The organism is Rheinheimera sp. UJ63, assembly GCF_021568285.1.
GTDB classification, from domain to species: Bacteria; Pseudomonadota; Gammaproteobacteria; order Enterobacterales; family Alteromonadaceae; genus Alishewanella; species Alishewanella maricola.
Genome location: NZ_JAKGTQ010000002.1, coordinates 657,845 through 681,933 on the forward strand (window position 1 = coordinate 657,845; position 24,089 = coordinate 681,933).

17 protein-coding genes are annotated in these 24,089 nt (G+C 47.5%); 11 read left to right on the plus strand and 6 right to left on the minus strand.

Annotated elements, in window-relative coordinates:
• The first annotated feature begins 11 nt into the window (after nucleotides 1-11).
• The 4 genes from recC to L1N97_RS09125 all read left to right on the plus strand — a co-directional run bounded on the left by recC (nucleotide 12) and on the right by L1N97_RS09125 (nucleotide 10,297).
• Nucleotides 12-3,479, plus strand: coding sequence for an exodeoxyribonuclease V subunit gamma (gene recC, locus L1N97_RS09110; RefSeq protein ID WP_236129563.1), 3,468 nt, complete (start codon nucleotides 12-14; stop codon nucleotides 3,477-3,479).
• Nucleotides 3,476-7,300, plus strand: coding sequence for an exodeoxyribonuclease V subunit beta (gene recB, locus L1N97_RS09115; protein ID WP_236129564.1), 3,825 nt, complete (start codon nucleotides 3,476-3,478; stop codon nucleotides 7,298-7,300). Before recC ends, recB begins: the two co-directional genes overlap by 4 nt.
• Nucleotides 7,290-9,482 (plus strand): exodeoxyribonuclease V subunit alpha, encoded by a 2,193-nt coding sequence (gene recD / locus L1N97_RS09120; RefSeq protein ID WP_236129565.1) that lies wholly within the window; start codon nucleotides 7,290-7,292, stop codon nucleotides 9,480-9,482. Before recB ends, recD begins: the two co-directional genes overlap by 11 nt.
• A 134-nt stretch (nucleotides 9,483-9,616) precedes the next feature.
• On the plus strand, nucleotides 9,617-10,297 hold the full coding sequence (locus L1N97_RS09125; protein WP_236129566.1) for a HEPN domain-containing protein: 681 nt from the start codon (nucleotides 9,617-9,619) through the stop codon (nucleotides 10,295-10,297).
• Here L1N97_RS09125 and umuC read toward each other — a convergent pair.
• Nucleotides 10,294-11,568, minus strand: a complete 1,275-nt coding sequence (gene umuC / locus L1N97_RS09130) for a translesion error-prone DNA polymerase V subunit UmuC (protein WP_236129567.1) — start codon at nucleotides 11,566-11,568, stop codon at nucleotides 10,294-10,296. The genes L1N97_RS09125 and umuC overlap by 4 nt on opposite strands.
• Nucleotides 11,565-11,996 (minus strand): translesion error-prone DNA polymerase V autoproteolytic subunit, encoded by a 432-nt coding sequence (gene umuD, locus L1N97_RS09135; RefSeq protein WP_229585727.1) that lies wholly within the window; start codon nucleotides 11,994-11,996, stop codon nucleotides 11,565-11,567. The genes umuC and umuD overlap by 4 nt, the downstream gene beginning before the upstream one ends.
• Before the next feature lie 146 nt (nucleotides 11,997-12,142).
• On the opposite strand from umuD, the gene L1N97_RS09140 reads away from it, so the two are divergent.
• Entirely contained in the window at nucleotides 12,143-13,462 is a 1,320-nt protein-coding gene (locus L1N97_RS09140; protein ID WP_236129568.1) for an ABC1 kinase family protein, read from the plus strand.
• Nucleotides 13,463-13,473: 11 nt separating this feature from the next.
• On the opposite strand, the gene L1N97_RS09145 is transcribed toward L1N97_RS09140, so the two are convergent.
• Complete coding sequence (locus L1N97_RS09145; protein WP_236129569.1) at nucleotides 13,474-14,859, minus strand: M24 family metallopeptidase; 1,386 nt, start codon at nucleotides 14,857-14,859, stop codon at nucleotides 13,474-13,476.
• Between the two features lie 411 nt (nucleotides 14,860-15,270).
• Here L1N97_RS09145 and L1N97_RS09150 point away from each other — a divergent pair, with 411 nt between their 5' ends.
• Together L1N97_RS09150 and L1N97_RS09155 are read left to right on the plus strand one after the other, a co-directional pair.
• Nucleotides 15,271-16,011 (plus strand): DUF429 domain-containing protein, encoded by a 741-nt coding sequence (locus tag L1N97_RS09150; protein ID WP_236129570.1) that lies wholly within the window; start codon nucleotides 15,271-15,273, stop codon nucleotides 16,009-16,011.
• A 114-nt stretch (nucleotides 16,012-16,125) separates the two neighbouring features.
• On the plus strand, nucleotides 16,126-17,055 hold the full coding sequence (locus L1N97_RS09155; RefSeq protein ID WP_229585723.1) for a chemotaxis protein: 930 nt from the start codon (nucleotides 16,126-16,128) through the stop codon (nucleotides 17,053-17,055).
• Nucleotides 17,056-17,163: 108 nt separating this feature from the next.
• Here L1N97_RS09155 and L1N97_RS09160 read toward each other — a convergent pair whose 3' ends face one another.
• From L1N97_RS09160 to L1N97_RS09170, 3 genes are all read right to left on the minus strand, one after another.
• A complete protein-coding gene (locus L1N97_RS09160) occupies nucleotides 17,164-18,942 on the minus strand; it encodes a putative bifunctional diguanylate cyclase/phosphodiesterase (RefSeq protein WP_236129571.1) in 1,779 nt (592 codons plus the stop codon).
• On the minus strand, nucleotides 18,912-19,349 hold the full coding sequence (locus L1N97_RS09165; protein ID WP_236129572.1) for a response regulator: 438 nt from the start codon (nucleotides 19,347-19,349) through the stop codon (nucleotides 18,912-18,914). The genes L1N97_RS09160 and L1N97_RS09165 overlap by 31 nt, the downstream gene beginning before the upstream one ends.
• A gap of 140 nt (nucleotides 19,350-19,489) precedes the next feature.
• Nucleotides 19,490-19,912: a BLUF domain-containing protein gene (locus L1N97_RS09170; protein WP_229585720.1), complete on the minus strand. Its 423-nt coding sequence runs from the start codon at nucleotides 19,910-19,912 to the stop codon at nucleotides 19,490-19,492.
• A 191-nt stretch (nucleotides 19,913-20,103) separates the two neighbouring features.
• On the opposite strand from L1N97_RS09170, the gene L1N97_RS17020 reads away from it, so the two are divergent.
• From L1N97_RS17020 to L1N97_RS09190, 4 genes are read left to right on the plus strand one after another with little or no spacing between them, the layout of a single operon-like run.
• Nucleotides 20,104-21,276: a methyl-accepting chemotaxis protein gene (locus L1N97_RS17020; protein WP_329605547.1), complete on the plus strand. Its 1,173-nt coding sequence runs from the start codon at nucleotides 20,104-20,106 to the stop codon at nucleotides 21,274-21,276.
• Between the two features lie 44 nt (nucleotides 21,277-21,320).
• Nucleotides 21,321-21,686 carry a response regulator gene (locus L1N97_RS09180; protein ID WP_229585719.1) on the plus strand — a complete coding sequence of 122 codons (366 nt, stop codon included), beginning with the start codon at nucleotides 21,321-21,323 and terminating at the stop codon, nucleotides 21,684-21,686.
• Between the two features lie 13 nt (nucleotides 21,687-21,699).
• On the plus strand, nucleotides 21,700-23,577 hold the full coding sequence (locus L1N97_RS09185; protein WP_236129573.1) for a chemotaxis protein CheA: 1,878 nt from the start codon (nucleotides 21,700-21,702) through the stop codon (nucleotides 23,575-23,577).
• A complete protein-coding gene (locus L1N97_RS09190) occupies nucleotides 23,574-24,086 on the plus strand; it encodes a chemotaxis protein CheW (protein WP_236129574.1) in 513 nt (170 codons plus the stop codon). Before L1N97_RS09185 ends, L1N97_RS09190 begins: the two co-directional genes overlap by 4 nt.
• The last annotated feature ends 3 nt before the right edge of the window (nucleotides 24,087-24,089 follow it).

Sequence of the window (24,089 nt, forward strand, 5' to 3'; positions counted from 1 at the left end):
GGAACGAAACAATGCCCCTCACCCCCGGCTTTATTGCTGCCCATAGCCATCGCTTAGAAGCCTTAACTGATCTTGTGGTGCAGTTAGTGGCGCAATATCCGATAGCCCCTTTAGAAGAAGAAGTGGTATTGGTGCAATCTAATGGTATTGCCCAGTGGTTAAAACAAGCGCTGGCCAGCCATACCGGTATTGCCACTATGCTGGAGGTGACTTTGCCTGCGCGTTTAGTGTGGCGTGCTTATCGGGCCGTGCTTGGCCAAGCGATCCCCAGGCAATCACCGTTTGATAAAAGCCGTTTACGCTGGCGCTTATTGCGTTTACTACCTGCGTTGATGCAGCAACATGCCGAGTTTGCAGCGCTGCAAAGTTATGTGGCAGAAGATGCCGATCAACGTAAGCTATTTCAGTTAAGTGACAAGCTTGCTGATTTGTTCGATCAGTATCAAGTGTATCGAGCCGATTGGCTGGACGCTTGGGCTAACGGTCAGGCAACAATTTTGCATCGTGGTAAAGCCGAGCCTTTAGCCGCCGATCAGCAATGGCAAGCTCTGTTGTGGCAAGCCTTGGTGCAAGATATCGGTGCCGAGCAAATTTGTAGTAACCGCGCCACCTTGCATCAGCGCTTTTTGACAGAAGCCGCCAACCTCACCGCCACGGGTCGCAAACCGGCCGCCTTACCGCCGCGCATTGTGGTGTTTGGTATTTCCTCCTTACCGCGGCAAACCTTAGAAGTGCTACACGCCCTTAAAGGGCTGTGTCAGGTGGTGCTATGCGTTCATAACCCGTGTAAATACCACTGGGCCGATATTGTGGATGGTCGTGAGCTGTTAAATCAGGCAGCGAAGCCTCGCTTTAAAGAAAAACAGCCCTTAACAGCTGTGGCGCAAGCCGAGTTACATCAATTTGCTCAACCCTTGCTGGCGTCTTGGGGCAAACAGGGGCGTGATTATATTCGTTTACTGGATGAGTTTGATGAAACGCGGGCTAAGGCTGAGCGTTTTGCCGATCTGCATTTTGATTTATTTGATGAAGATGAAAACGACACGCTATTAGCACAATTACAAAGTGATATTTTGAATTTACGGCCTTTAGCAGAAAGTCAGCAAGGGCGGCAGCGCCAAGCAGCGGATCAGTCATTACTTTTTCAATCTTGTCATAGCCCACAGCGCGAAGTGGAAGTACTGCATGATCAATTACTTGCCGCCTTTGCCGCCGACCCAAGCTTGCAACCGCGCGATATTATGGTGATGGTACCGGATATCAACCATTATGCGCCCTATATTGATGCCGTGTTCGGTCAACTGGCGCGCGAGGATAAACGTTTTATTCCTTATACCATTGCCGATCAAGGGTTACGGCAGCGTAACCCGATGTTGCAAGCCCTTGAATTGGTGCTCAGTGCGCCACAACAGCGTTTTACCCAAAGCGACGTGTTCGACTTACTTTATGTGCCAGCAATTCAACAGCGTTTTGCGATCAACCAAGCGCAGGTAGTGCAACTGCAGCAATGGAGCCAAGCAGCCGGTGCTCGCTGGGGCTTAGATGCGAAGCAGCGCCAAGCCTTGGGTTTAGACTATTCCTTTAATGCCAACAGTTGGCAATTTGCGTTAGATCGTATGTTGTATGGCTATGCCGCTGGCAGCCAAGTTGAGCAACCGTGGCAGCAGATTGAACCCTATGCTGAAGTCGCCGGTATTGCTGCGCAAGCGGTGGGGGCACTTGCCAATGTACTGCAGCTATTACAGCATTATTGGCAAGCCTTGGCACAAAGCCAAACACCGGCACAGTGGCATCAATTATTACAAAACTTGCTGGATGAACTGTTTTTAGCCAAGTCAGATGAGGAGTATTTACTGCTTGGTCGGTTACGCGATACCCTTGATGAGTGGTTAAGCAGTACTGATGAAGCCGAGTTTCACGGCGAGCTGCGTTATAACATCGTGTTGGATGTTTGGTTAAGTGCGGTGGATGAGCCTAATTTACAACAGCGCTTTATGGCCGGCAGTGTCAACTTTGCTACCTTAATGCCGATGCGGGCTATTCCGTTTAAACGTATTTGTTTGCTGGGAATGAATGATCAAGATTACCCACGAACCAGCAGTAAAACCGATTTTGATTTAATGAGTTACTACACGCGGCCCGGTGACCGCTCGCGTCGTGAAGATGACCGCTATTTATTTTTAGAGGCCATGCTTTCGGCGCGTGAGCAATTTTATATCAGCTGGGTTGGGCAAAGTGCGCAAGATAATAGCCATTTGCCGCCATCGGTATTAGTGGGGCAATTACAAGATCACCTGAATGCGGTATGGGGTGCAGACTGCGCTGCGGCTTTAACGCTTAACCATCGCTTACAACCTTTTGCCAGTAGTTATTTTCAAGCTGAGGCGGATGCCCGCTATTTTAGTTATGCCAAAGAGTGGTTGCCGTTACATCAGGCTAATACAACTGCGGCTGCAGCTACGCTGACACCTTTACCGGCGTATCAAGCTGAAGCGGCGTTTAGTTTAGCTGACTTACGCATATTACTGCGTGAACCGGCACAAATGTTAGCCCGCAGACGGCTTGGGGTTTATCTTGAGCGTGTTGAGCAAGCCGCCACCGATGTTGAGCAATTTACGGCCGATAATTTAGTGGCCTGGCAACAACGCGATCTGTTGTTACAGCAACTATTGCAAGCCGAAACCAACAGCATGAGCATCGCGCCGACACTGTTGTTGCAACAGAGTATTACTCGGCTTAGGCAGCGCGGTCATCTGCCTTATGGCCATGCGGCTGATCCGGTTTTAGCCGACAGCGAGGCGGCAGTACTGACGATATATGAACACTTTTGTAAGTTACGCGATACCAAAAAGCCGCTTAGCGCAGAGCGATTTAGCTTATCTTTCGAAGGTTACCAGTTAGAAGATGAGCTAAACAGCCTGTATCACGTTGCCGATGGGCAGTTGCTGCAAATCGAATTAAACGTGAGTAAAGTGGCTAATTTTAAAGCGCGCAGTTACGAACTGGTTTGGCGTAACGTTATCGTGGCTTATTTAAAGCATCTTTTTGCCAGTGCCGCGTTACCAAATCAGTCACTTAGTACGGTTATTATTGGTGAAGGCAGCATGTTAACCCTGTCACCCATCGCAGCAGATGAGGCGACAAGTCAGCTGGCTAATCTATTTAAACTCTTAACCGAGGCGCTGTCTCAGCCATTACCGGTTGCGTTAAGTTTAGCCGAAGCCTGGTGGAAAAAATCAGACAAAGACCAGGAATTTACTGAACAAGACTTAAGCAAATTATATCTAGGTGATGACTTTATTGCCGGTGAACAAAGCAAGTTAGGGTATTTAGCGCGTTTTTACACCGATGCCCAGAGCCTGCTTGCCGCGAACTTCGTCAGTTATTGTCAGCAATTTTACCAGCCGATGTTTGCCTTATTACAACAAGGCAGCGCCACGAAACTGGATGCGGCTCAGGATGCAGGAGATGAGGCATGAGCGTCACGTTAAGCAGTCCTTTGCAATTGCCTTTAGCGGGCAGTGCTTTAATTGAAGCCAGTGCCGGTACGGGCAAAACCTTTACCATTGCGGCCTTGTTTGTGCGCTTTATTTTGGCGCATATTCCCACAATTTTGGCACCCGCTCGTCGCGCTTTACCTTTATTACCAGCAGATATTTTGGTGGTGACGTTTACTAAAGCGGCCACAGCTGAGCTCAAAGATCGTATTCGCCAGCGTTTAGTCGAAGCCGCGGTGTTGTTTCGAGACACTGAAACACCGGCTGGCGCCGATCCTTTTTTGGCGGCGCTAAAAGCCGAGTTTGCTGTTGAGCTCTGGCCACAATGTGCTTATGCGTTGCAAATGGCCAGCGAAGCGATGGATGAAGCCAGTGTTAAAACGATCCACAGCTGGTGTCAAAATGTGCTGCGCGAGCATGCTTTTAGCAGTGGCAGTTTATTTAGCCAGCAATTAGTCACTGATCTCAGTCAATTGAAGCTAGAAGCCGTACGTGATTATTGGCGTAACTTTTGTTACCCCTTAAATGCGCAGCAATTGCAGGCGGTGCGTGCTGTTTGTCAAAGCCCAGAAGACTTGTTAGAGCGGATTAACGGTTTATGGGAGCATGCCAAGCCAAGCCTAACGCCCCTTGATTTGGCCGAGATGATCAACGCGCAACAGCAGCAGTATCAGCAGCAGATCTTAGCGGCGCAGCAAGATTGGCAAACGCGCTTACCACGTTATATCGATTGGGTTGATTTGGCCTGCAACAACAAATGGCTGGATAAACCACGCACTTATAATAGTAATAAGGTACGCAAAGACTTTTCGGCATTAAATCAATGGTTAGCCACTGCCGATGAGCAGGTACTGCAAGATTTTCCTGATTTAAAAGACGCGCTACTAAAAAACTACGGTAGCGATTTTCAGAGTAATTACACTGGCCCAGCTTTAGAGGAAGATTTTCCGGCGCAGTTATTGGCTCTGAATAGCTTGTTTAACCAAGGCCCGGATTTAACCCTGAGTTTATTAAGCCATGCCGTCAGTTGGTGTAAAGCGCGGTTTCAACAGCAGTTAGCGCGGGATGCATTAATGGGTTTTGACGATATTATTGAACAAACGGCGCGCGCGGTCACGTCGGCGAGCGGTGCACAATTAACCGAGGTACTGCGACAGCAATATCCGGTAGCGCTGATTGATGAATTTCAAGATACCGATCCGGCGCAGTACAGCATCTTTAATGCGGTGTATCAGTTAGCCAACGATCGGCAAGATCTTGCGGTATTTTTAATTGGCGATCCAAAACAAGCCATATACGCCTTTCGTGGCGCCGATATTTTTACCTATCTGCAAGCCCGACGCGACACGGCGGGGCGTCATTACACCTTAGCAACGAATTTCCGTTCTAGCCAAGCATTAGTCAGTGCCACCAATGCCATCTTTATGCCAGCAGAGCAGGCCGCTGGCGAAAAAGCTTTTTTGTTTAATAGCGCGCAAGGTAATCAGGTGCCCTTTGTTGAGGTCGCGGCCAAAGGCGTTAAAGCGCAATTACTGATTGATGGCAAGGTACCAAGCCAAGCGTTAACGCTTTGGCAGTGCAGCGCCTCGATGCTAGATAGCAGTATGGATGACAGCAAACCACTGAGCATTGAACGCTATCGGCAAAGTCAGGCTGAGCACTTTAGTGATTATATCGTGCAGCTGTTATTGCAAGCGGCAGCCGGCAAAACCGGATTTCAGCAGGGCGACGAGCCGTTAGTGCCGCTGCAAAGTAATGATATTGCCATTTTAGTCAGTACCCACAAGGAAGGGCATTTAATGCAGCAAGCATTGCGCCAACGTGGGCTGGCCAGTGTCTATTTGTCTGATCGGCAATCGGTGTTTGATACTGAAGTGGCGCGCGATCTGCTAACGGTTTTGCATGCCTGTGCTGAGCCTGGCGATCGGCGTGCGCTGTTAGCGGCACTTTATACCGCGTTGTTGCAATTGCCGTTAACTGAGCTCGACCGCTTACAGCATGATGACCAGTATTGGGATCAGCGGGTCGGGCAATTCTACCAATTTGCCGCTACCTGGCAGCAGCAAGGTGTGCTGGCGATGATCCGCCAGTTATTACAGCAATTTGCTATTGCAGAGCGTTTATTAGCCGACAGTGCCCGCAACAGCGGTATCGCTGGCGAGCGTTACCTAACCGATCTGCTGCACTTGGCTGAAGTGTTACAACAAGCTGCAGCGAAATTGGATGGGCCCTTGGCGCTGATCCGTTTTTTACATGAACATATTTATCAGCGTGACAGTTTGCAGCAAGCGGCCGATGAGCAAATTGTTAGGCTAGAAAGCGATGCTGAGCTGATTCAAATTGTCACGATCCATAAATCAAAAGGCTTAGAATATCCGCTGGTGTTTTTACCTTTTATCAGCAGTTGTAGACCCATTAAAGCCGATGACAAGGTGTTTAATTTTCATGATGAACACGGTCAGTTACAGCAAGTATTGCAAGCAGACGAGTTGATGCTGGCTCGCGCCGATAAAGAGCGTTTAGGCGAAGATATCCGTAAGCTTTATGTGGCACTCACCCGTGCCAAGCATGCCTGCTGGGTGAGTTTAGCGCCAGTGGGAAGCAGTAACAATCGGGTTTGGCAAAAAACCGCCTGGGCACATTTAGCCGGCTTGGCTAACAACGCCTTACCTGATGAGTTGCTTAAGCAAGCACAGCAGGTGTGGCAACACCCGGCGATTGCTATTACGCCTTTGCCGCAAGCTAGTAGCAACGTGTTCTATCAGGTAGCGCCAAGCTCCGAGCCCGCCGCCGCTGCGCAAGTGCGTTATACGCCAGCCGATCATCGGTTTGATTTATGGTGGGTGGCCAGTTATTCCGCGTTAAAATACGGTGCACTGCGCCAGCCGGACAGTCCGAGTGAGCATAATCTTTTGGATGAGCAAGACGATGCACGGGATGAATTGGCTTATGCCTTAGCGCAAGATACTGCAAGTCGTGCACCGAACCATGACACTGCCGTAAGCAAGCAAGCTATGGCGCTGAACCTACACGATTTACCCCGCGGCGCAGGGCCCGGCACCTTTTTACATAACCTATTGCAAGATGCAGCCGATGAAGGCTTTGCTAGCGTGGCGCATGGCGCTGCTGTTCGCGCCGCTATTTTGGCTCGGCGCTGTCGTCATGGCAGTTGGCTGGCACGGCGGGAGCAGCTCGATAGCTGGCTGATGGCCTATTTGCAATCTCGTTTTACGCTCGCCGATGGCACTCAGCTGTGTTTAGCCGATCTTAAGCACTATAAGGCTGAACCCGAGTTCTGGTTTGCGGTTAATGGTATCAGTACGCTGCAGCTCGATCAGTTGGTCTGTCAGCATGTGCTGCCAGGTTATGCCCGGCCGGGTTTACAAGCGAATTATTTGAATGGCATGCTCAAAGGCTTCATCGATTTAGTGTTTGAGCATAATGGACGTTATTACGTTATTGATTACAAGTCGAATTATTTAGGGCCAGATAACAGTGCTTACACGCCAAGTGCGATGCGCGATAAAATATTAAGTAGTCGTTACGACTTACAATATGTGTTGTACACGCTGGCATTACATAAGCTGCTAAAAGTGCGGTTAAAAGAGCAGTATTGTTATGAGCAGCATATGGGCGGCGTAGCCTATTTATTTTTGCGCGGCCAAACATCTAACGGCTGTGCCGCCTTTACCGATCTGCCACCGGCCTCGCTAATTACGGCGCTGGAGCACTATTTACACCAAGGTTCACCGCAGGGTGACTCGGCTAAAACCGTCAGTAAGGAGTCGCAAGATGTCGAATAACCTGGTGAGCAATGCCGTCGAGAGCGCCTTACTTAAACAGATCAACAGCCCGCAATTATTGCAGTTATTGGTTGATTGGCAGCGAGTCGGTTGGTTAACTGCGCTCGATTTAGCCTTTGCTCGTTTTATTCAGCAGCATACGGCGGTTGCAAGCCCAGCTGAGTGTGACACAGCTAACCGCACTGCCACGGACCTGTCTAACAATATCAGTATGCTACTTGCCGCTTTGCTTTCGCATCAAGTGGGGCGTGGTCATGTCTGTTTATCGCTTAGGGCGTTATTAGCCGAGCCAGAGCGGTTGTTGAATATCTCTGTGGAGAGTGCCTTATCAGCGCCAACTAGCGCTTCGTTTACGCCGCTTTCAGCGGTGTCCTCTGCATTACTCGCGCCAAGCCTTGGCAACGAGCAGGATGCTTCATTTGTGACGCCTACAGCGTTATTAGCAGGCTTAACGCTTACCGAGCTGCAGCAGGCCTTAGCGCACAGTGCCGCGGTGCAAGGTTCGAGTGAACAGCAGGAAGCACATCCTTTAGTGCTGGTGGGTGAGACACTCTATCTTTACCGTTATTGGCAATATGAGCGGCAGTTAGCGGCTGATTTACAGCGTTTAATGCAGCCGGTTGTCAAAGCATTACCGCCGGTGGCGCAGCTTAATAGCTGGTTAAGTGAATTATTTGATACCCCACAAACCACCGCTACCATTAACTGGCAGAAACTGGCCTGTGTGAACACGCTGCGCAGTCATTTTAGTGTGATCACGGGCGGGCCTGGTACCGGAAAAACCTATACGGTGGTGCGCTTATTGGCCTTATTGCAACGGCTGCATTTGGCAGACTCAGCCGATGCTCAGGTTCGGCCGTTGGTGATTAAACTTGCAGCGCCTACCGGTAAAGCGGCGGCACGTTTAAAAGAGTCGATCCAAGCGGCCACCGAGCAATTACGGCAGTTACCGGCCAGTTGGCACAGTGCGCTTCAGCAGATTAGCGCTGACAGTTCGACTTTACATAAATTACTTGGGGTGCAAGCAGGTACACGGCAATTTCGTCACCACCGCGCCAAACCTTTAGCCTTAGATGTATTGATTATTGATGAAGCCTCTATGGTGGATATTGAATTGATGCATGCCACCTTAGCGGCTTTACCGCCCGGTGCGAAATTAGTATTGCTGGGCGATAAGGATCAGCTGTCCTCGGTGGAAGCGGGCGCCATTTTAGGGCAGTTATGTGCTGGCGCTGAGCAGGGCGGTTATAGCCGTGAAACCTTAGCCTTCTTGCAAAGTTTTACTCAAAGTCACTTACCTGAATTTATGCATGATGCTGAAGCACCGCGGCATTTACAGCATGTGATCATGTTGCGCGTCAGTCGACGTTTTGATGATAGCAGTGGTATTGGCGCACTGGCTCGTGTTGTTAATCACGGTCGCAGTAACGAGGTAGCGGCATTATTTAAACCGGACAGTGGTTTTACCGATCTGCATTTATTACAGCCAACACAGCCAGATCCAGAAGGTCAGCAAGCGCTGTTAGCGTCTCTGCAGCAACTTTGTCAGCAAGGTTTTGCCGGTTATTTGCAGCAAATTTCAGCTCGGCCTGCGCCTGGCGCGAGTGCTGAGCAGTTTGAGCGGTGGGCACGCTCGGTGCTCAAGGCTTATCAAGGCTTTCAACTGTTAACGCCCGTACGCGATGGCCCTTTTGGTGTCAGCGGTTTAAATGCGTTAGTGCAGCAAAGCCTTAGCTTTGTATCACGTAGCGCCTCGGCACAAGGGCGGCAAGATAGCTGGTATGAAGGGCGGCCGGTGATGATCACGGCGAATGACTACAACTTGAATTTGCGTAATGGCGATATTGGTATCGTGCTGCGATCCGCCGATACAGAGCAGAAACGGGTGGTGTTTGTGGACAGTGATAATCAGCTTCGTTGGATCTTACCCAGCCGTTTAGCCGAGGTGACGACTGTTTTTGCCATGACGGTGCATAAGTCACAAGGCTCAGAGTTTACGCATACGGTGTTAGTACTGCCGGATCGTGATAACCCGGTGTTAAGCCGTGAACTGTTATATACCGGCTTAACCCGCGCTGCTCAGCAACTGACCTTAGTGGTGCCGTCATGGGCGGTGCTAATAGGCGCGGTGGATCGGCCAACGATCCGGGCAGGGCAATTGCATCTATCTTTTAGCCCCTAGCCCATGCCGTTAATATTACGGTCAATCTCCCCCTGATAACGCGGCATAAGCTGCGCTATTCAGGGGGGAATGGTACTTGCCATCCTCGCGATATTTATGCATCATAAGTTATTGAATGCTATGGATTGGCTCTTATGTTGACTTTAACGGATTTATCCTACGCTAAACTAAAAACCTATCAGCGATTACATCGTGATCATTTCCCTGAAAATTTAGCGTTGCGGGTGCATCGGGCGCTGAGTTGGCTAGCCCGCGCCGAAGCCGCCAGAGCGGCGCAAGATAGCGACAGTGCCTTTATCTTTTATTGGATCAGCTTTAATGCCGCCTATGCCAATGATTTTGGTCAAGCCGACCGGTTACCGGAGCAAGAACACTTTCAGCAGTTTTTAGCTAAGATCTGCGCTTATGATACCGGTGAACACTTGTATGAGCTGATTTGGCAGCAATTTTCATCCAGTATTCGGCTGTTAATCAGTAATCATTTTGTCTATGCACCGTATTGGGAGTTTCAGCGCGGTCGTATCAGTGAGGCTGAGTGGTTAAAACGTTTTGCGCAGTCTAAAGAGCAAACCCACAACGCCTTAGCCAACAAGAATGTGCCGCTGGCGCTATCGCATATTTTTAATCGTTTATACACCTTACGTAATCAACTTATGCATGGCGGCTCGACGTGGAATAGCCAGATAAATCGTCAACAAGTGAACGATGCCAGTAATTTACAGAGTAAACTGGTACCGCTGATTATTGGTTTGATGATGAATGCGCCCGATCAATTATGGGGTGAGGCGATTTACCCGGTGATTACCCCGTCTTAGCTTACCACCGGCAACTGCAACCAGTTGGTGGTATACGCCGGAGACAAATGTTGCCGTTTCATCGCCCAGCTTTGCTTCACGCCTTGGCTGGCAAACCAGATCTTACCTTTACCCGACTGATTATACCGATCGAGTGTTTGCATTAAACTGGGATCGGCATGATAACTGGCGGTGGGTTCAAATAAGCTGGGTTGATATACGCCCTCATCATAAAAGTCACTTAACATTACGCCGGCTTTGGCATAGCGATAGCCATCGCGCCAGATCTGCTGTAATAAGCGGTTAGCTAAGGGCAGAAAATCACGGGTATCAGCACTAGGCGCGCCCAACGTGGCATTGGCGCTGTTGGCATAATAAGGCTCTTGTGGTTTGCTAAATGGGCTGCTGCGTAAAAATACCGTCAGTTGTCGAGCATGTTGCCGTTCTTTGCGCAACTTTTGACAGGCCCGTGCCACATACTCGGCAATGGCTTCTTGCAATAACGGCTGCGCGGTAATGCGCTCACCAAAAGAGCGCGAACTGACAATCTCTTTTTTGGTGGGGGGCTGCTCTTCTAACGGGATACACGACTCACCATTCAGCTCGCGCACGGTACGTTCGACCACCACCGAAAATTGCTGGCGAATAAAACTGGGATTGGCATCGGCTAACTGTAAAGCGGTGTGGATCCCCAGTGCTTGTAAACGGATCGATAACTTGCGCCCAATGCCCCAGACTTCACCAACAGGTAATAAGGCCAGCAGCTTACGTTGACGTGTTACCGCAGTAAGGTCAACCACACCCTGGGTTTTTGGCCAAGTTTTTGCGGCATGATTGGCTAATTTGGCTAACGTTTTACTCGGCGCAATACCGACACACACGGAAATGCCTTGCCACTGGGCAATGCGCTGCCGAATGAATTGGCCATACTGCGTTAACTCGGTATGCGGTAAGAGGCTCAGATCTAAAAAGGCTTCATCGATACTGTACACCTCAACGGCGGGGGCCATTAATTCTAAGGTGGTCATCACCCGGGCAGACAAGTCGGCATACAATGCATAATTCGATGAAAAGGTGACAATACGGTGCTGTTTAATTAACTCGTTAATTTGAAACAACGGCACGCCCATTTTTATGCCCAGCGCTTTCGCTTCTTTAGAGCGCGCCACGACACAGCCGTCGTTATTCGATAACACCACCACCGGGCGGTGTGCTAAGTCAGGCCGAAACAGTTTTTCACAACTGGCATAAAAGTTATTGCAATCGACCAGCGCAAAACACGTTGCTTTCATTTACGATTAAACCGACGAATGGCATTGGTTACCACGCCAAAGATCTGTAACTCATCGGCGTTTTTAATGTGCACTGGCTGGTAGCGTGGATTCTCAGGCAGCAACATCAAATTCATTTTGCAGCTTAAACGCTTCACGGTAAATTCGCCGTTGATTGAGGCCACCACAATGTCTCCGTGTTCGGCGGTCAGCGCGCGATCAACCACCAAGACATCATCTTCAAAAATGCCCGCTTCAATCATCGAATCACCCGATACGCGCACAAAAAATGTGGCGGTGGGGTGATGAATACACAACTGGTTTAAATCGATACTTTGCTCGATATAATCTTGCGCGGGTGAAGGGAAGCCCGCAGGCACCTTGCTGCTAAAGAAAGGCAACCGAATGGGTGCGCCGGCTTGCGCCTGACCGAGAAACTGAACAGACATGGCATTACCTCGAATACTGTTTATCTATACAGTATAGTATGCCTTGCTTCAGGTTGCACAACAAGTGCTAACTTATGCCCGAGAAGCAACCAAAAAGCGCTTGGCTGCGTATAGCCTACTATACAGATTGCAAGAGTAAGGTACTTATGTCGGCAGGTAGTTCAAAGGTGCCCGCGCACCGGATATCCCGTTTTGGTAGTTTAGCCTCACTGGCCGGTCGTGTGGCCGGTGGCATGCTGGCTGAGGGGGCTCGGCAATTAGCCAAAGGCCAAGTGCCGTCTAAAAAAGACTTGTTACTTACCCCAGGCAATGCCAAACGCGTCGCCGATCAATTGGCGCATTTGCGCGGTGCGGCGATGAAAGTCGGTCAGTTATTGTCGATGGACAGCGGTGAGATGCTGCCACCGGCCTTAGCTGAGATCTTAGCGCGCTTGCGTGCCAGCGGTAACCCGATGCCCGTTAAGCAGTTAGCACAGGTGTTACGCAACGAATGGGGTGAACAATGGCAGCGTCATTTCAGTGATTTTACCTTTACGCCTTTAGCCGCCGCCTCGATAGGTCAGGTGCATCAGGCTTATCATGACAATGGCCAGCGCCTTGCGGTAAAAATTCAATATCCGGGGATTAAAGCCAGTATCGACAGCGATGTGGATAACGTGGCGACCTTATTACGCATTAGCGGGCTGGTGCCCAAAAGTGTCGATTATCGTGGGCTCTTAACCGAGGCAAAAGCACAATTACACAGCGAAGCCGATTATTTGCAAGAAGCCACCTACTTGCGGCAGTATCGCCAAGCCTTGGGGCACAGCCCACACTTTGTGGTACCCGAAGTGTTCTCAGAATTAACCACCGAAAACATTTTGGTAATGAGTTTTGTGGAAGGCAGTGCGTTAGAGGCATTAAGCAGCCATGAGCAAGCCGAGCGCGATCGGGTGATGGGCTTGTTGTTTGAACTGCTGTTTCGTGAATTATTTGAATTTAAACTGGTGCAAACCGATCCGAACTTTGCCAATTATTTATACAACACGAAAACCCAACAGTTGGTGTTGTTAGATTTTGGCGCTTGTAGGCATTACAGCAGCCGCTTTAGTAATGGTTATCGTCAATTATTTGCAGCAGCGTTAGCAGAAGATCACGCGGCCATGGCCGCTGCGTTAACGCAGATTGGCTTTTTTAGCCAACAAATTTTACCCGCACAAAAACAAGCGGTACTTGCTTTAGTGAATTTAGCAGCCGAGCCTTTAAAGCACGATAGCGCCTTTGATTTTGGGCAAACGGATTTAGCACTGCGAATTCGTGAAGCGGGCACCGCCTTAAGTATGCAGCAAGATTACTGGCATACACCGCCGGCAGATGCGATATTTTTACATCGTAAAATAGGCGGTTTGTATTTGTTGGCGGCGCGGCTAAAAGCGCGCGTTAATGTACGGGCTTTATTAGCCCCGTATTTAAGCAACGAGGCGTAAAAGTAACGGGCTTAACGCACCAGATGCCACTGTGTTTGCCGACCGGCTAAATAGATCACGCGTCGGCCATCGAAATAGGCGCTTTGTTCTAGCTTGACCTGCAACAGTTGGTTTTGCCACTCGGGTATGGCTTGCTTGATATTGCCTTCAATGGCATAAGCGGTATTACTGTAAAGCGGCCAATCGCCATGGATCTCGGTAGGGCCTTGATTATCCCACATACCAATAGTTGGGCCTGGGGCATGGCCGGTAAAGCCAATCGGGTGGGTATAGGTGCTGCTGATGATACCTGCTGCTTGGCTTTTTTGTTGAACGCCGGCTAATATCTGATTACCGGTACGACCCACCACAAATTGCTCAGTTAACAGATCTTGCCAACGATTACCGGTGGCCAAAGCGGCACGAATACCGGCTGGCGCTTGCTCCTCATCGGCTTTAAGCACATAAGCCATCTCTTGGGTATCAGTACATAGGGTTAGATAACAAATGCCAACATCGGTATGCAAAATATCACCACGTTGGATCACGCCACTTTGACCACAATTTGCAGCATCAGCCGCACAAGCAGTGCCGGCACGTTGTAAGCTGACATAGGGCATAAACCACACCGGCAGTTGCAACTGAGCAAAACGTTCACGGATATACCATGCCACATCATCGGTATGGGTTACACCGGGGGTAATTACCTTACTGCTAAAGGCTTCGGCAATCACACCGCGAGCAAGGCTAACACTGTGTGGATAGACGCTCAGCTCGGCTGCTGTGCGCTGTTCAAACCAACGTACCACCAGCTTTTCAGCGGAGATTAAACGCGATTGATACGCTGGCGGCAGCACGGCTTGTAAACGGCTATGTAAAGCTGACGATAAACCATCGGCGACCGGCCAATCTTTAGACACATTAATGCCGATACGCTTCGGTTTTTTACTGACAATTAACTCTCCCAAGGCCTGCCATTGTTCATCTAAACTGCCGCCTTGCCAGGCTGAGTTGTAAGGTGCACCTAACGGGTAACGATTCACCGTGAGTTTTTCGATAGTACCGTCGGCTAAACGATGAAACACCAGCATAGTGGTGCGTCGAGCAGCAAAAGTGGGTTGTGGCACTAAGGTGAAATACACCGGATCTTCAGCGTTTTCTCGGTTAATCACTAACCACATATCCAAATCTTGCTCGGCCATTAAGGCGGGTAAAAGCTTATCTATACGCTCACTGAGTAACGCATTTTCAGGTGCAATACGCTGGCGTGGGCTAAGTACCGCAAAATCAGCAGCGCTATTCAGCACCCGGCCTTGGCTGGCCGGCGTGGCGGCTGTCAGCGTAGCGCTTAAAACAACACTGCCAAGCAAGGCAGTGACTACCGCAGAACGAACCAAATAAGAAGAGACAGACATCATAAGATGATCCTTTTTTCAGCTGAGTGTTGGCACAAAGCAGGTTAAAGCACGTAAGGTATGCGCTTATCCTAACTGAAAACGCGGGTTTTAATAGGGCTTGTTGACGTTTGCTGGTTGTTTTTGCAGCTGAGTGGCTGGTATTTATACAAGGCAGAGCTTGTGCCGTGTAGTTATTCTACATAAACAAGCGATAACGTAGTAGAAATGCCAGCCACACGCTGCCCGAAGGGTTCGTTTGGCGATGCTTTGCTTTTTGTGACTCGTCGTTTATTGAGAGTGACTAAACTACACTCCTCGTTTCGCGATCGAAACACCGCCAAACGAACAAAATCTAAACAGCAGGCGTCAACAATCCCTAGAGTTATCTCAGAAATAGCGGGGCTCATCGCGAAATAAACAAAAGGAGTATTTATGCAAACAACGCCAACAGAGCATAGCACAACCTATGTGGGCATTGATGGCTGCAAAAGCGGTTGGTTTGTAGCGATATTGCAGGGCGAGCAGCTTCGTTTTCAGCTGTGTCAGACCTTAGCTGAAGTGGATGCCCGTTTGCCTCGGCACAGTATTGTGTTTATTGATATGCCCATTGGCTTTATTGAACCCGGTGAAGCGCAGCGCCAATGCGATCGCTTAGCCCGACAGGCTTTACCCGGACGGCGCGGTAGCGTTTTTCCGGTGCCTTGTCGTCAGGCGGTGTATGCGGATGATTATCCTACCGCCTGTGGCATTAATGCGGCTGAGATCGGTAAACGTTTTCCCATTCAAACCTGGCACATAGTGCCGAAAATGCGTGAAGTTCATCAATTATTGCAAATGCAACCAGGCTGTCATGGCCGCTATTACGAATCGCATCCGGAATTGGTGTTTGCCGGCTTTGCCCAAGCGCCGATGGCAGAATTGAAAAGCACTGTCGCTGGGCAACAAGCACGCTTAGCGGTGATCGCGGCACAAGTACCGCACTGGCTGCCCGTTATTGAGCAGGCATTAAGCGAAACCTTAAAAAAACACGCGAAACCCGATGATATTATCGATGCGTTTGTCTTGTTACTGGCGGCGAGTCAGCCTAAACACTGGCAATTTCTGCCGGCAGTGGCCGATCCTGACAGTGAAGGGCTGAATCGACAAATTGTTTATGCACCTTGGCTAAATTAATTCATAGATTTAACGATGTGGTAAAAAGAAAGCGGAAAAACTATGCTATCGTTAGAAGAGAATAAATAACGCTTTGCCAAATGAGCAGAATGCGTGCAAGCAGGGGTTGCAGTAATGAGTAATGTTTTAAATTCAGTTAATCAGCGTACTAACTTAGCTGGGCAAAACCGCTTTGAGTTACTGCTATTTCGGTTAAACGGTAAGCAGTTATTTGGTATCAACGTATTTAAAGTACGCGAAGTGATCCAAGCTCCCGAATTATCAGAAATGCCCGGCTCACATGCTTGTGTTAAAGGCATTGCTCAGCTGCGGGGGGATTCCGTTATTGTGGTGGATTTATCCCAAGCCACAACCGGTGTGCCGATTGCCGATATGTCTAAAGCCTTTGTTATCGTGACTGAGTACAACCGTCATGTACAAGGGTTTCTCGTGTCGGGTGTGGATCGGATCGTTAATCTAAATTGGGATCAAATTAAGCCGCCACCACAAGGTGCAGGCCGGGGTCATTACCTGACGGCGGTGACTGAAATAGAAAAGCAGTTAATTCAAATTATTGATGTTGAAAAAGTCTTTTCTGAAATTATTCCAATGGAAGAAGAGGTTAGCGAGCAAGTTAAAGCGCAGTCACATAAACTAGACCTGAGCAAAATCGTGGTACTGGTAGCCGACGATTCGGCGGTAGCGCGTAACCAAGTAAAACGGGCGTTAAATAGCGTGAATATTCATGCAGAATTAGTTAAAGATGGCCAAGAAGCGCTCGATTGGTTACATAAGCGAGCGGAAAGTGCTGGGGCGAATTTGATTCATGAAGTACCGTTATTGATTTCGGATATCGAAATGCCTCGGATGGACGGTTATACCTTAGCCGCCGAAATTAAAGCCGATGCTAAGCTAAAAGACATCCACATTATTCTTCATTCGTCACTGAGCGGTGTGTTCAACGAAGCTATGGTAAAAAAAGTTGGGGCAGAGCAATTTATTGCTAAATTCCACCCCGATGAATTGCTCTCTGCCGTGAATTATTGGTTAGAGCAATCATCTTAAGCTTTGTTGCACTACAGCACGTTAAAAGTAGAGTACCTGTGTTATACCCAGCAGTTTAGCGTTGCCGCTAAGAGGCTTAGCGTTTTGGTATTAAGGATCACTGGCCAGTTAACGTGCTTCATTCGTCTCCAGCATACTGGCCTGTTGTTGTAATAAAGCAAACAACGCTTTTGCTGTCATCGGTTTATAAAACAAAAAACCTTGAATGAAATCACACTCTAAGCTTTTACAAAACTGCAGCATCTCATCGGTTTCAACGCCTTCTGCCGTAATTTGCATATCTAAAGTTTTAGCGATTTGGGCAATGGCCTGTGTTACTGAGCGATCACGTTTTGAGGTTAAAACGTTTTGAATAAAAGACTTATCAATTTTAAGCTTATGAAACTCAAATTGGCTTAAGGTTTTTAATGACGAAAAACCGGTACCAAAATCATCAATAGCAAAACGACATTGAGCCGCAATTAACTGTTGTAAGGTTTCAGCGTGACGCTCGTCATTATCTAGCATCAAGCTTTCGGTCACTTCCAGCTCTAAGTCAGCGCTGGTGAGATCATAACGTTCAAGTAACGCCATAAAAGTTGCGTAGAACTGATAATGTTCAATCAGTTGTACTGCCGACACATTGACACAAGCATACAAAGGCAAGGCTAATTGGCGCCATTGAGCGACCTGTTGGCACACTTGCTCTAGCACCCAGTTACCGAGTTTGACGATCTGACCACTTTGTTCGGCAATTGGAATAAACTCTGCTGGAGAGATCCAACCTAAGGCGGGGTTGTGCCAGCGCAATAAGGCTTCAGCGCAGACGATCTGGCCACTATGACTATCGACAATCGGTTGAAAATACACCGCCAGTTCATTATTGCTAATGGCACTACGCATCGCGACTTCGATTTGTGACGAGCGCAGCACACCATGTTTCAACTGTTCATTAAAAATCACATAGCTGTTTTTCCCAGAAGCCTTAGCGTGGTGTACCGCGCTATCCGCATCGCGTAACAATTGAATGGCATCGCTTCCACCCGAACTTAAAGACACACCAATACAAACTGAGGTTAAAATACTTCTGTCGGTAAACTCAAACTCACGATTAAAAATACGTTGAATGGTTTCAATATTATCCAGCACACTATAAAGCGCGTTAACCCCATTAAATAATAAAATAAATTTATCGCCAGATAATCGACCGATCAGCTTGGCGGTAGGCAGTTGTGTGGTTAAACGGGCCGCAATATCTTTTAGCAGTTGGTCGCCAATGCTATAACCATGCGCTTCATTGATGACGTGAAAGTTATCAATGTCTAATACCAATAACGCAATATTACAGTTATCACTGGAAAAGGTGGCAAGGGATTTTTGTAATTGCTCAATGCAAAAATCTTTGTTCACTAGCTTGGTTAAGCGGTCATGTCGGCTGTTATAAAACAGCTGTTCTAACGAGTTACGTTCTTCGGTAATATCATGTCGATAAATAACTATATGGCAGAGTTTACCTTCATCATCAGAAATAGCAGACATGGAAACGCGTTCCCATTGGGTTGTATCATCATGCAAAACAATTTTTTGATCAAACTGCCAACGCTTTTGTTTTATTAGACTGGATAAAATAATGGCTTTATTTTGCTCACCAATAAGCAGCTCGTCTAATAGCGGATCGGTTTCGTTAACCTGCCGTTGTTGCGGTAAATCAGTCACACTCGTCGCATGGCGATTTGCGTAGCGAATAATCCCTTGATGATCGGTGATCACCACAGATAATGCCACTTCATCTACAATTTTGGCAATGACGGCAACGGGCAGTGTATTGACGATCTCAACTTGTTCGCATTTAACACAGGATGCGCGTTCGGCACAAATTACGGGGCGATGGGTAGGTTGGAATAGCATGGTCCACCTCTCACTGTAGTTAATTGTTTTAGCACAACTAATAACAGTTGTTTTGTTTCAAACGGTTTTTTCAGTACATCACAGGCGCCAGAGTGTAATGCTTGCTGTTTAGTGGCTTTATCAAGATTACCACTGACCAAGATCACAGGTAGTTCAGCCGATGAAAATGTTTTTCTGATTTCAGTTAATAATTCTAACCCGGTCATATTCGGCATCAGTAAATCGGTTATCACCAAATCAATATGTTGCAGCTGCAGCACGTTAAGCGCTTCAATGCCGTCGTTGGCTGTTACCGTTTGGCAATTGAGCGTACTAATTAACGTACTTAACGAATCACGCATCGTTTTAGAATCATCAACAATTAACACACACTCATTGTTAATCATGCCGTTAGGTAACATTGCCATGTCGATTATCCTTTTCGAGGGAGTACGTTTAAATGGTAGTTGGCTAATACCTCAGTTTGTTTTCATTAATATTTCAGTGTTGCGTCAAAAAACAGAAAATAAACCACAAAAGTTTATTTCTTAATTATTTCAATAATATTTCATTTTATGTCTTCTGCATGTGTTGCCAGTGATTTTAACAAGGCAAGAGAACTCGCGCCTGATAGCATGCTCGGCACAAAGTCACCATGACCCGAAAAACGTAACATGCGTTCCCGATTGAATTTACTTTGGCCAACATAGGCCATATCCCAACCCGAAAAATCACGCTCAGCGATCTCGCGATGAGACGTAATATAAATGGCATTGTGTCGGGGATCTTTAGCGATCACTGATAGGGTTTCACACACCTCAGAACGCAGGCCCTCTAGGGCTTGTAGGAAATATTGACCATTAAAAGCTAAGATGCCAGACAATTGTTTATTAGCGTTATTTTTGCGTGATGACAGCAGAATTTGCTCAATATCTTTTGCAGTTAATGACGCATTAACCTCACTGTAATAAATGGTTTGAACGAGAAACATATAAACTCCTATTGCGCATTGAAAGAGCGGTTTGCTCTTCACTAACGCTAGCTTATGAATGATGTTTCATCGAATTTTCATGTCAGAAATTATTTCAATATTTCAGAAATAAACCAGTTAACCTACAAATTGTAGACTACAGTTAATAAGAGTTTGTTAAAAAACTTCCCATTATCCAAGAAGGAAGCTGCGTGAATATTTCAAACTGGTTCAAAAGTGTAGAGGGAAAAATTTCACTGGTCAGCGTGCTGATAAGTGCAGGATTATTATTGGCTCATTTCAACATTAGTGCCGCGCTTGTGGCGATGTTAGGGTGTTTAGGGAGTAGTTTCTATTCTGCGCGTTCGCTAAGTTCAGACAACAATAGCGAATTACAGCAAGCCAAACAAAATCTTGCCAGCGAGCAACAAAAGCAGCAGCAAATGCTGGCGCAATTATCCAGCGAACTCACCCCGCCATTACAAGAAAGTGCATTAAGTTTGCAGCAAGTGTTATCCACTCAACAAGATGCTGTTGAAACATTAACCACAGCATTTTCGCAATTCTCTTCATTATCAGAGCAACAGCAACAGGTCATCGAAGATTTAGTCACCTTTGGCGCTAATCACGAAAAATCTTATATAGAAAAGATCCATGATTTTGCCCTTGATATTGGCAGTACTTTTGATGTGTTTGCTGAAGTGGCTGATTTTACGGCTAGTTCAACCGCAGCACTGACCGAAAAAGTCAGCGATATTTCCGCACATATGCCGCAAGTGCTGCGCGCCTTGCAAGACATCGACCAAATTGCATCACAAACCAATTTGCTGGCGCTGAATGCCGCGATTGAAGCGGCAAGAGCGGGTGATGCTGGGCGCGGCTTTGCGGTGGTTGCCGATGAAGTTCGGGCGTTATCAAGCCGTTCTGCTGCTTTTAGCGAGTCAATTCAAGGGCAGCTGAAATCGATCACCAAACAAATTCAAGTGATCAATGAATCGGTACAAACCATGGCTAATCAAGATTTGTCTTTTGTACCGAAAGCAAAAAAAGATGTGCGTAAGGTACTGGATGAAATCCTAGAAAAATCCAGTAAAGACGAAAAGAATGTGGCCCAGCTAGCGACACTGGCCGCAGAGTTACAACTGGCGATTAACGAAGCCATTCGCGGTTTGCAATTTGGTGATATTAACGGCCAACACATTACCTATATTATTGAAATATTGGGTTTTATATCAGAGCACTTTAAATTCAACGACAGTGAGCATCTTCAAAGTGTCTTGACAGAATGCCAGCATTACTTTGCCGACGTTCGTGAGAAACGCAAGAGTATTTACAATCCCGTTTCTGCCACGTCAATGGACAGTGGCTCGATTGACTTGTTTTAACCTATGGCGCAACGCCAGTATAAATAGCATGAGGTTTGCTGCAGATGAGTAAAGCGATTTTAATTGTGGACGATTCAGCGTCAATCAGACAAATGGTTGAAACGACGCTTAAATCAAAAGGCTATAACACGACACTGGCCAAAGACGGTCAAGATGCGTTAGAGCAATGCCAGGTCAAACGTTTTGATTTTGTATTAACCGATCAAAACATGCCGCGTATGGATGGCCTGACGTTAATTTCGTCGTTACGTAAATTAGCGGCCTACCGCACGGTGCCATTGATCATGTTAACCACCGAGGCCAGTGATGAAATGAAAGCAAAAGGGCGTGCTGCCGGAGCGACCGGTTGGATGGTTAAACCCTTCGATCCGGCTAAATTGCTAGAAGTGGTTGCCAAAGTATTGGCTTAACACAGGAGTTGTCATGAGTGTGGATATGAGTCAATTTCATCAAGTGTTTTTTGACGAGAGTCAGGAACATTTAGATGAAATGGAACAATTATTAATGGCAATCGATATCACGGCAGTGGATGATGAGCAATTAAACTCGATTTTCCGTGCAGCACACTCTATTAAAGGCGGCAGTGGTATTTTCGGTTTTGATCATCTGGCGCAAGTCACCCACATTATGGAGAGCTTACTTGATTTAGCGCGTAAACATTTATTACAACTAGACCGCGAGTTAGTGGATGAATTCTTAATTACCAGTGATGTGTTAAAAGCCATCTTGGCGGCATACCGCTCTGATGCGCCGCAAGATACCGCATTAATTTCACAAACCAAATTGAAGTTACAAAGCTTATTAGATAAACATGATAGCGTTATTGCGAAACAAGAAGCGGAACAGGGCTTTGGTTTATTTGAGCAAGCTGCCAACAACAAAGCAGATGAGGATTTTGGTTTTTTCACCGATGTTCCAAGCAAACCTGCGGATGAAGAGGACAGTTTCGGCTTTTTCGATAGCCCTGCACCACTGAAAGTTTCGCAGGATGACGGCTTTGGTTTATTTGAGCCCGTCACTGACAATAGCCCCGTACCAACCACCGATGTTAATCCAAAAACGCCCGATATTGAACCGATGAACAAAGCTCGGCCTCCTACTGCTGCAGCAAAATCCGTGGAAAGTGCCACCATTCGGGTTGATACCGGCAAGGTGGATAACTTGGTGAATATGGTCGGTGAATTGGTGATTACCCAATCAATGTTGTCTTTGGTTGGGGCGCAGCTAGAAGGGCCGCTGGCAGAAAAGTTGCAATCGGCATTATTAGAATTAGATCGAAATACCCGCGAGATCCAAGATGCGGTGATGTCGATCCGGATGTTGCCGATCTCCTTTGTATTTAACCGATTTCCTCGCTTAGTGCGTGATTTATCCACCAAGTTAGGTAAAGAAATTGATTTATTGATTGAGGGTGGTAATACGGAAATTGATAAAAGCCTGATTGAAAAACTGGCCGATCCGCTTACCCACTTAGTGCGCAATAGCATCGATCACGGTGTTGAACTGCCTGCAAAACGGCTGGCGGCGGGCAAAAATCCAAGCGGTCGTGTGATTTTAAAAGCGCAGCATCGTGGCGGTAATATTCAAATCAGTATTATTGATGATGGCGCAGGCTTAAATCGCGAACGAATTTTACAAAAAGCGGCAGATAACCACATTGAGATCCCTGCAAATCCGACAGATCAAGATATCTGGCAGTTGGTGTTTGCCCCAGGTTTTTCTACTGCCGAAGCCGTAACGGATGTCTCTGGACGTGGTGTCGGTATGGATGTGGTGAAACGTAATATTACCGATCTAGGCGGCAGTGTCGAAATTGACTCGCGCGATGGCCTTGGTGCCAGTTTTCATATCTATTTACCGCTGACCCTAGCGATCCTAGATGGTATGGGGGTGTCGGTCGGGGGGAGTGTCTTTATTATTCCGCTAGTGAATATTATCGAATCGATTCAACCCAAACCCGAGCAAATTAAAACGGTTCAGGGCAGTGCGTTATTAAAAGTACGCGGGGAGTATTGGCCGCTGTTAAATTTATATGAAGTGATGGGGGTGCAACCACATTTCACGACTCCAGCAGAAGGCATCATTGTGTTGGTTGAAAGTAATCAACATCGGTTTGGTCTATTTGTCGATGCACTAGAAGGTCAGCAACAAGCCGTTATTAAAAGCTTAGAAAAACACTACAAAAAGGTCAATGGCTTAGCCGGAGCCACGATCATGGGCGACGGCAGTGTCGCGCTTATCTTAGATATCGAGTCATTGGCTCGGTTAGTTAGCCACACCAGTGCTAAGGAAATGGTATGAATCACGCGACAAAAGACAATGCCAAAGGCGTGAACTCAGATTCAGAAATGTTTGAGTTTCTTAGCTTTGTGCTCGGTAACGAACACTATGCGCTCGATATTATGAAGGTGAAAGAAATTCGTGGTTACGAGGCCGTGACCAAAATTGCCAATGCCCCCCCTTATATTAAAGGGGTGTTGAATTTACGTGGCGATGTGGTGCCGATCGTCGATTTGCGCATCAAATTTGCCATCGGTGAAGCGAAATACAATGAGTTTACCATTGTCATTATGCTGAATGTATTAGGGCGTATTGTCGGCATCGTGGTGGATGCCGTGTCTGACGTCGTGCGTTTAGCCGCTACCGAAATCATGCCACCACCGGAGTTTGGTGTCGCCTTCGACAGTAAGTACCTGCAAGGTCTGGCGACTGTTGAAGAGCGGATGCTTATTTTAGTCAATATTGAAGCGTTAATCGGCAGTGATGAGCTTGGCCTGGTTGATGCTAACACTACAACGTCACAGGGGTAACTG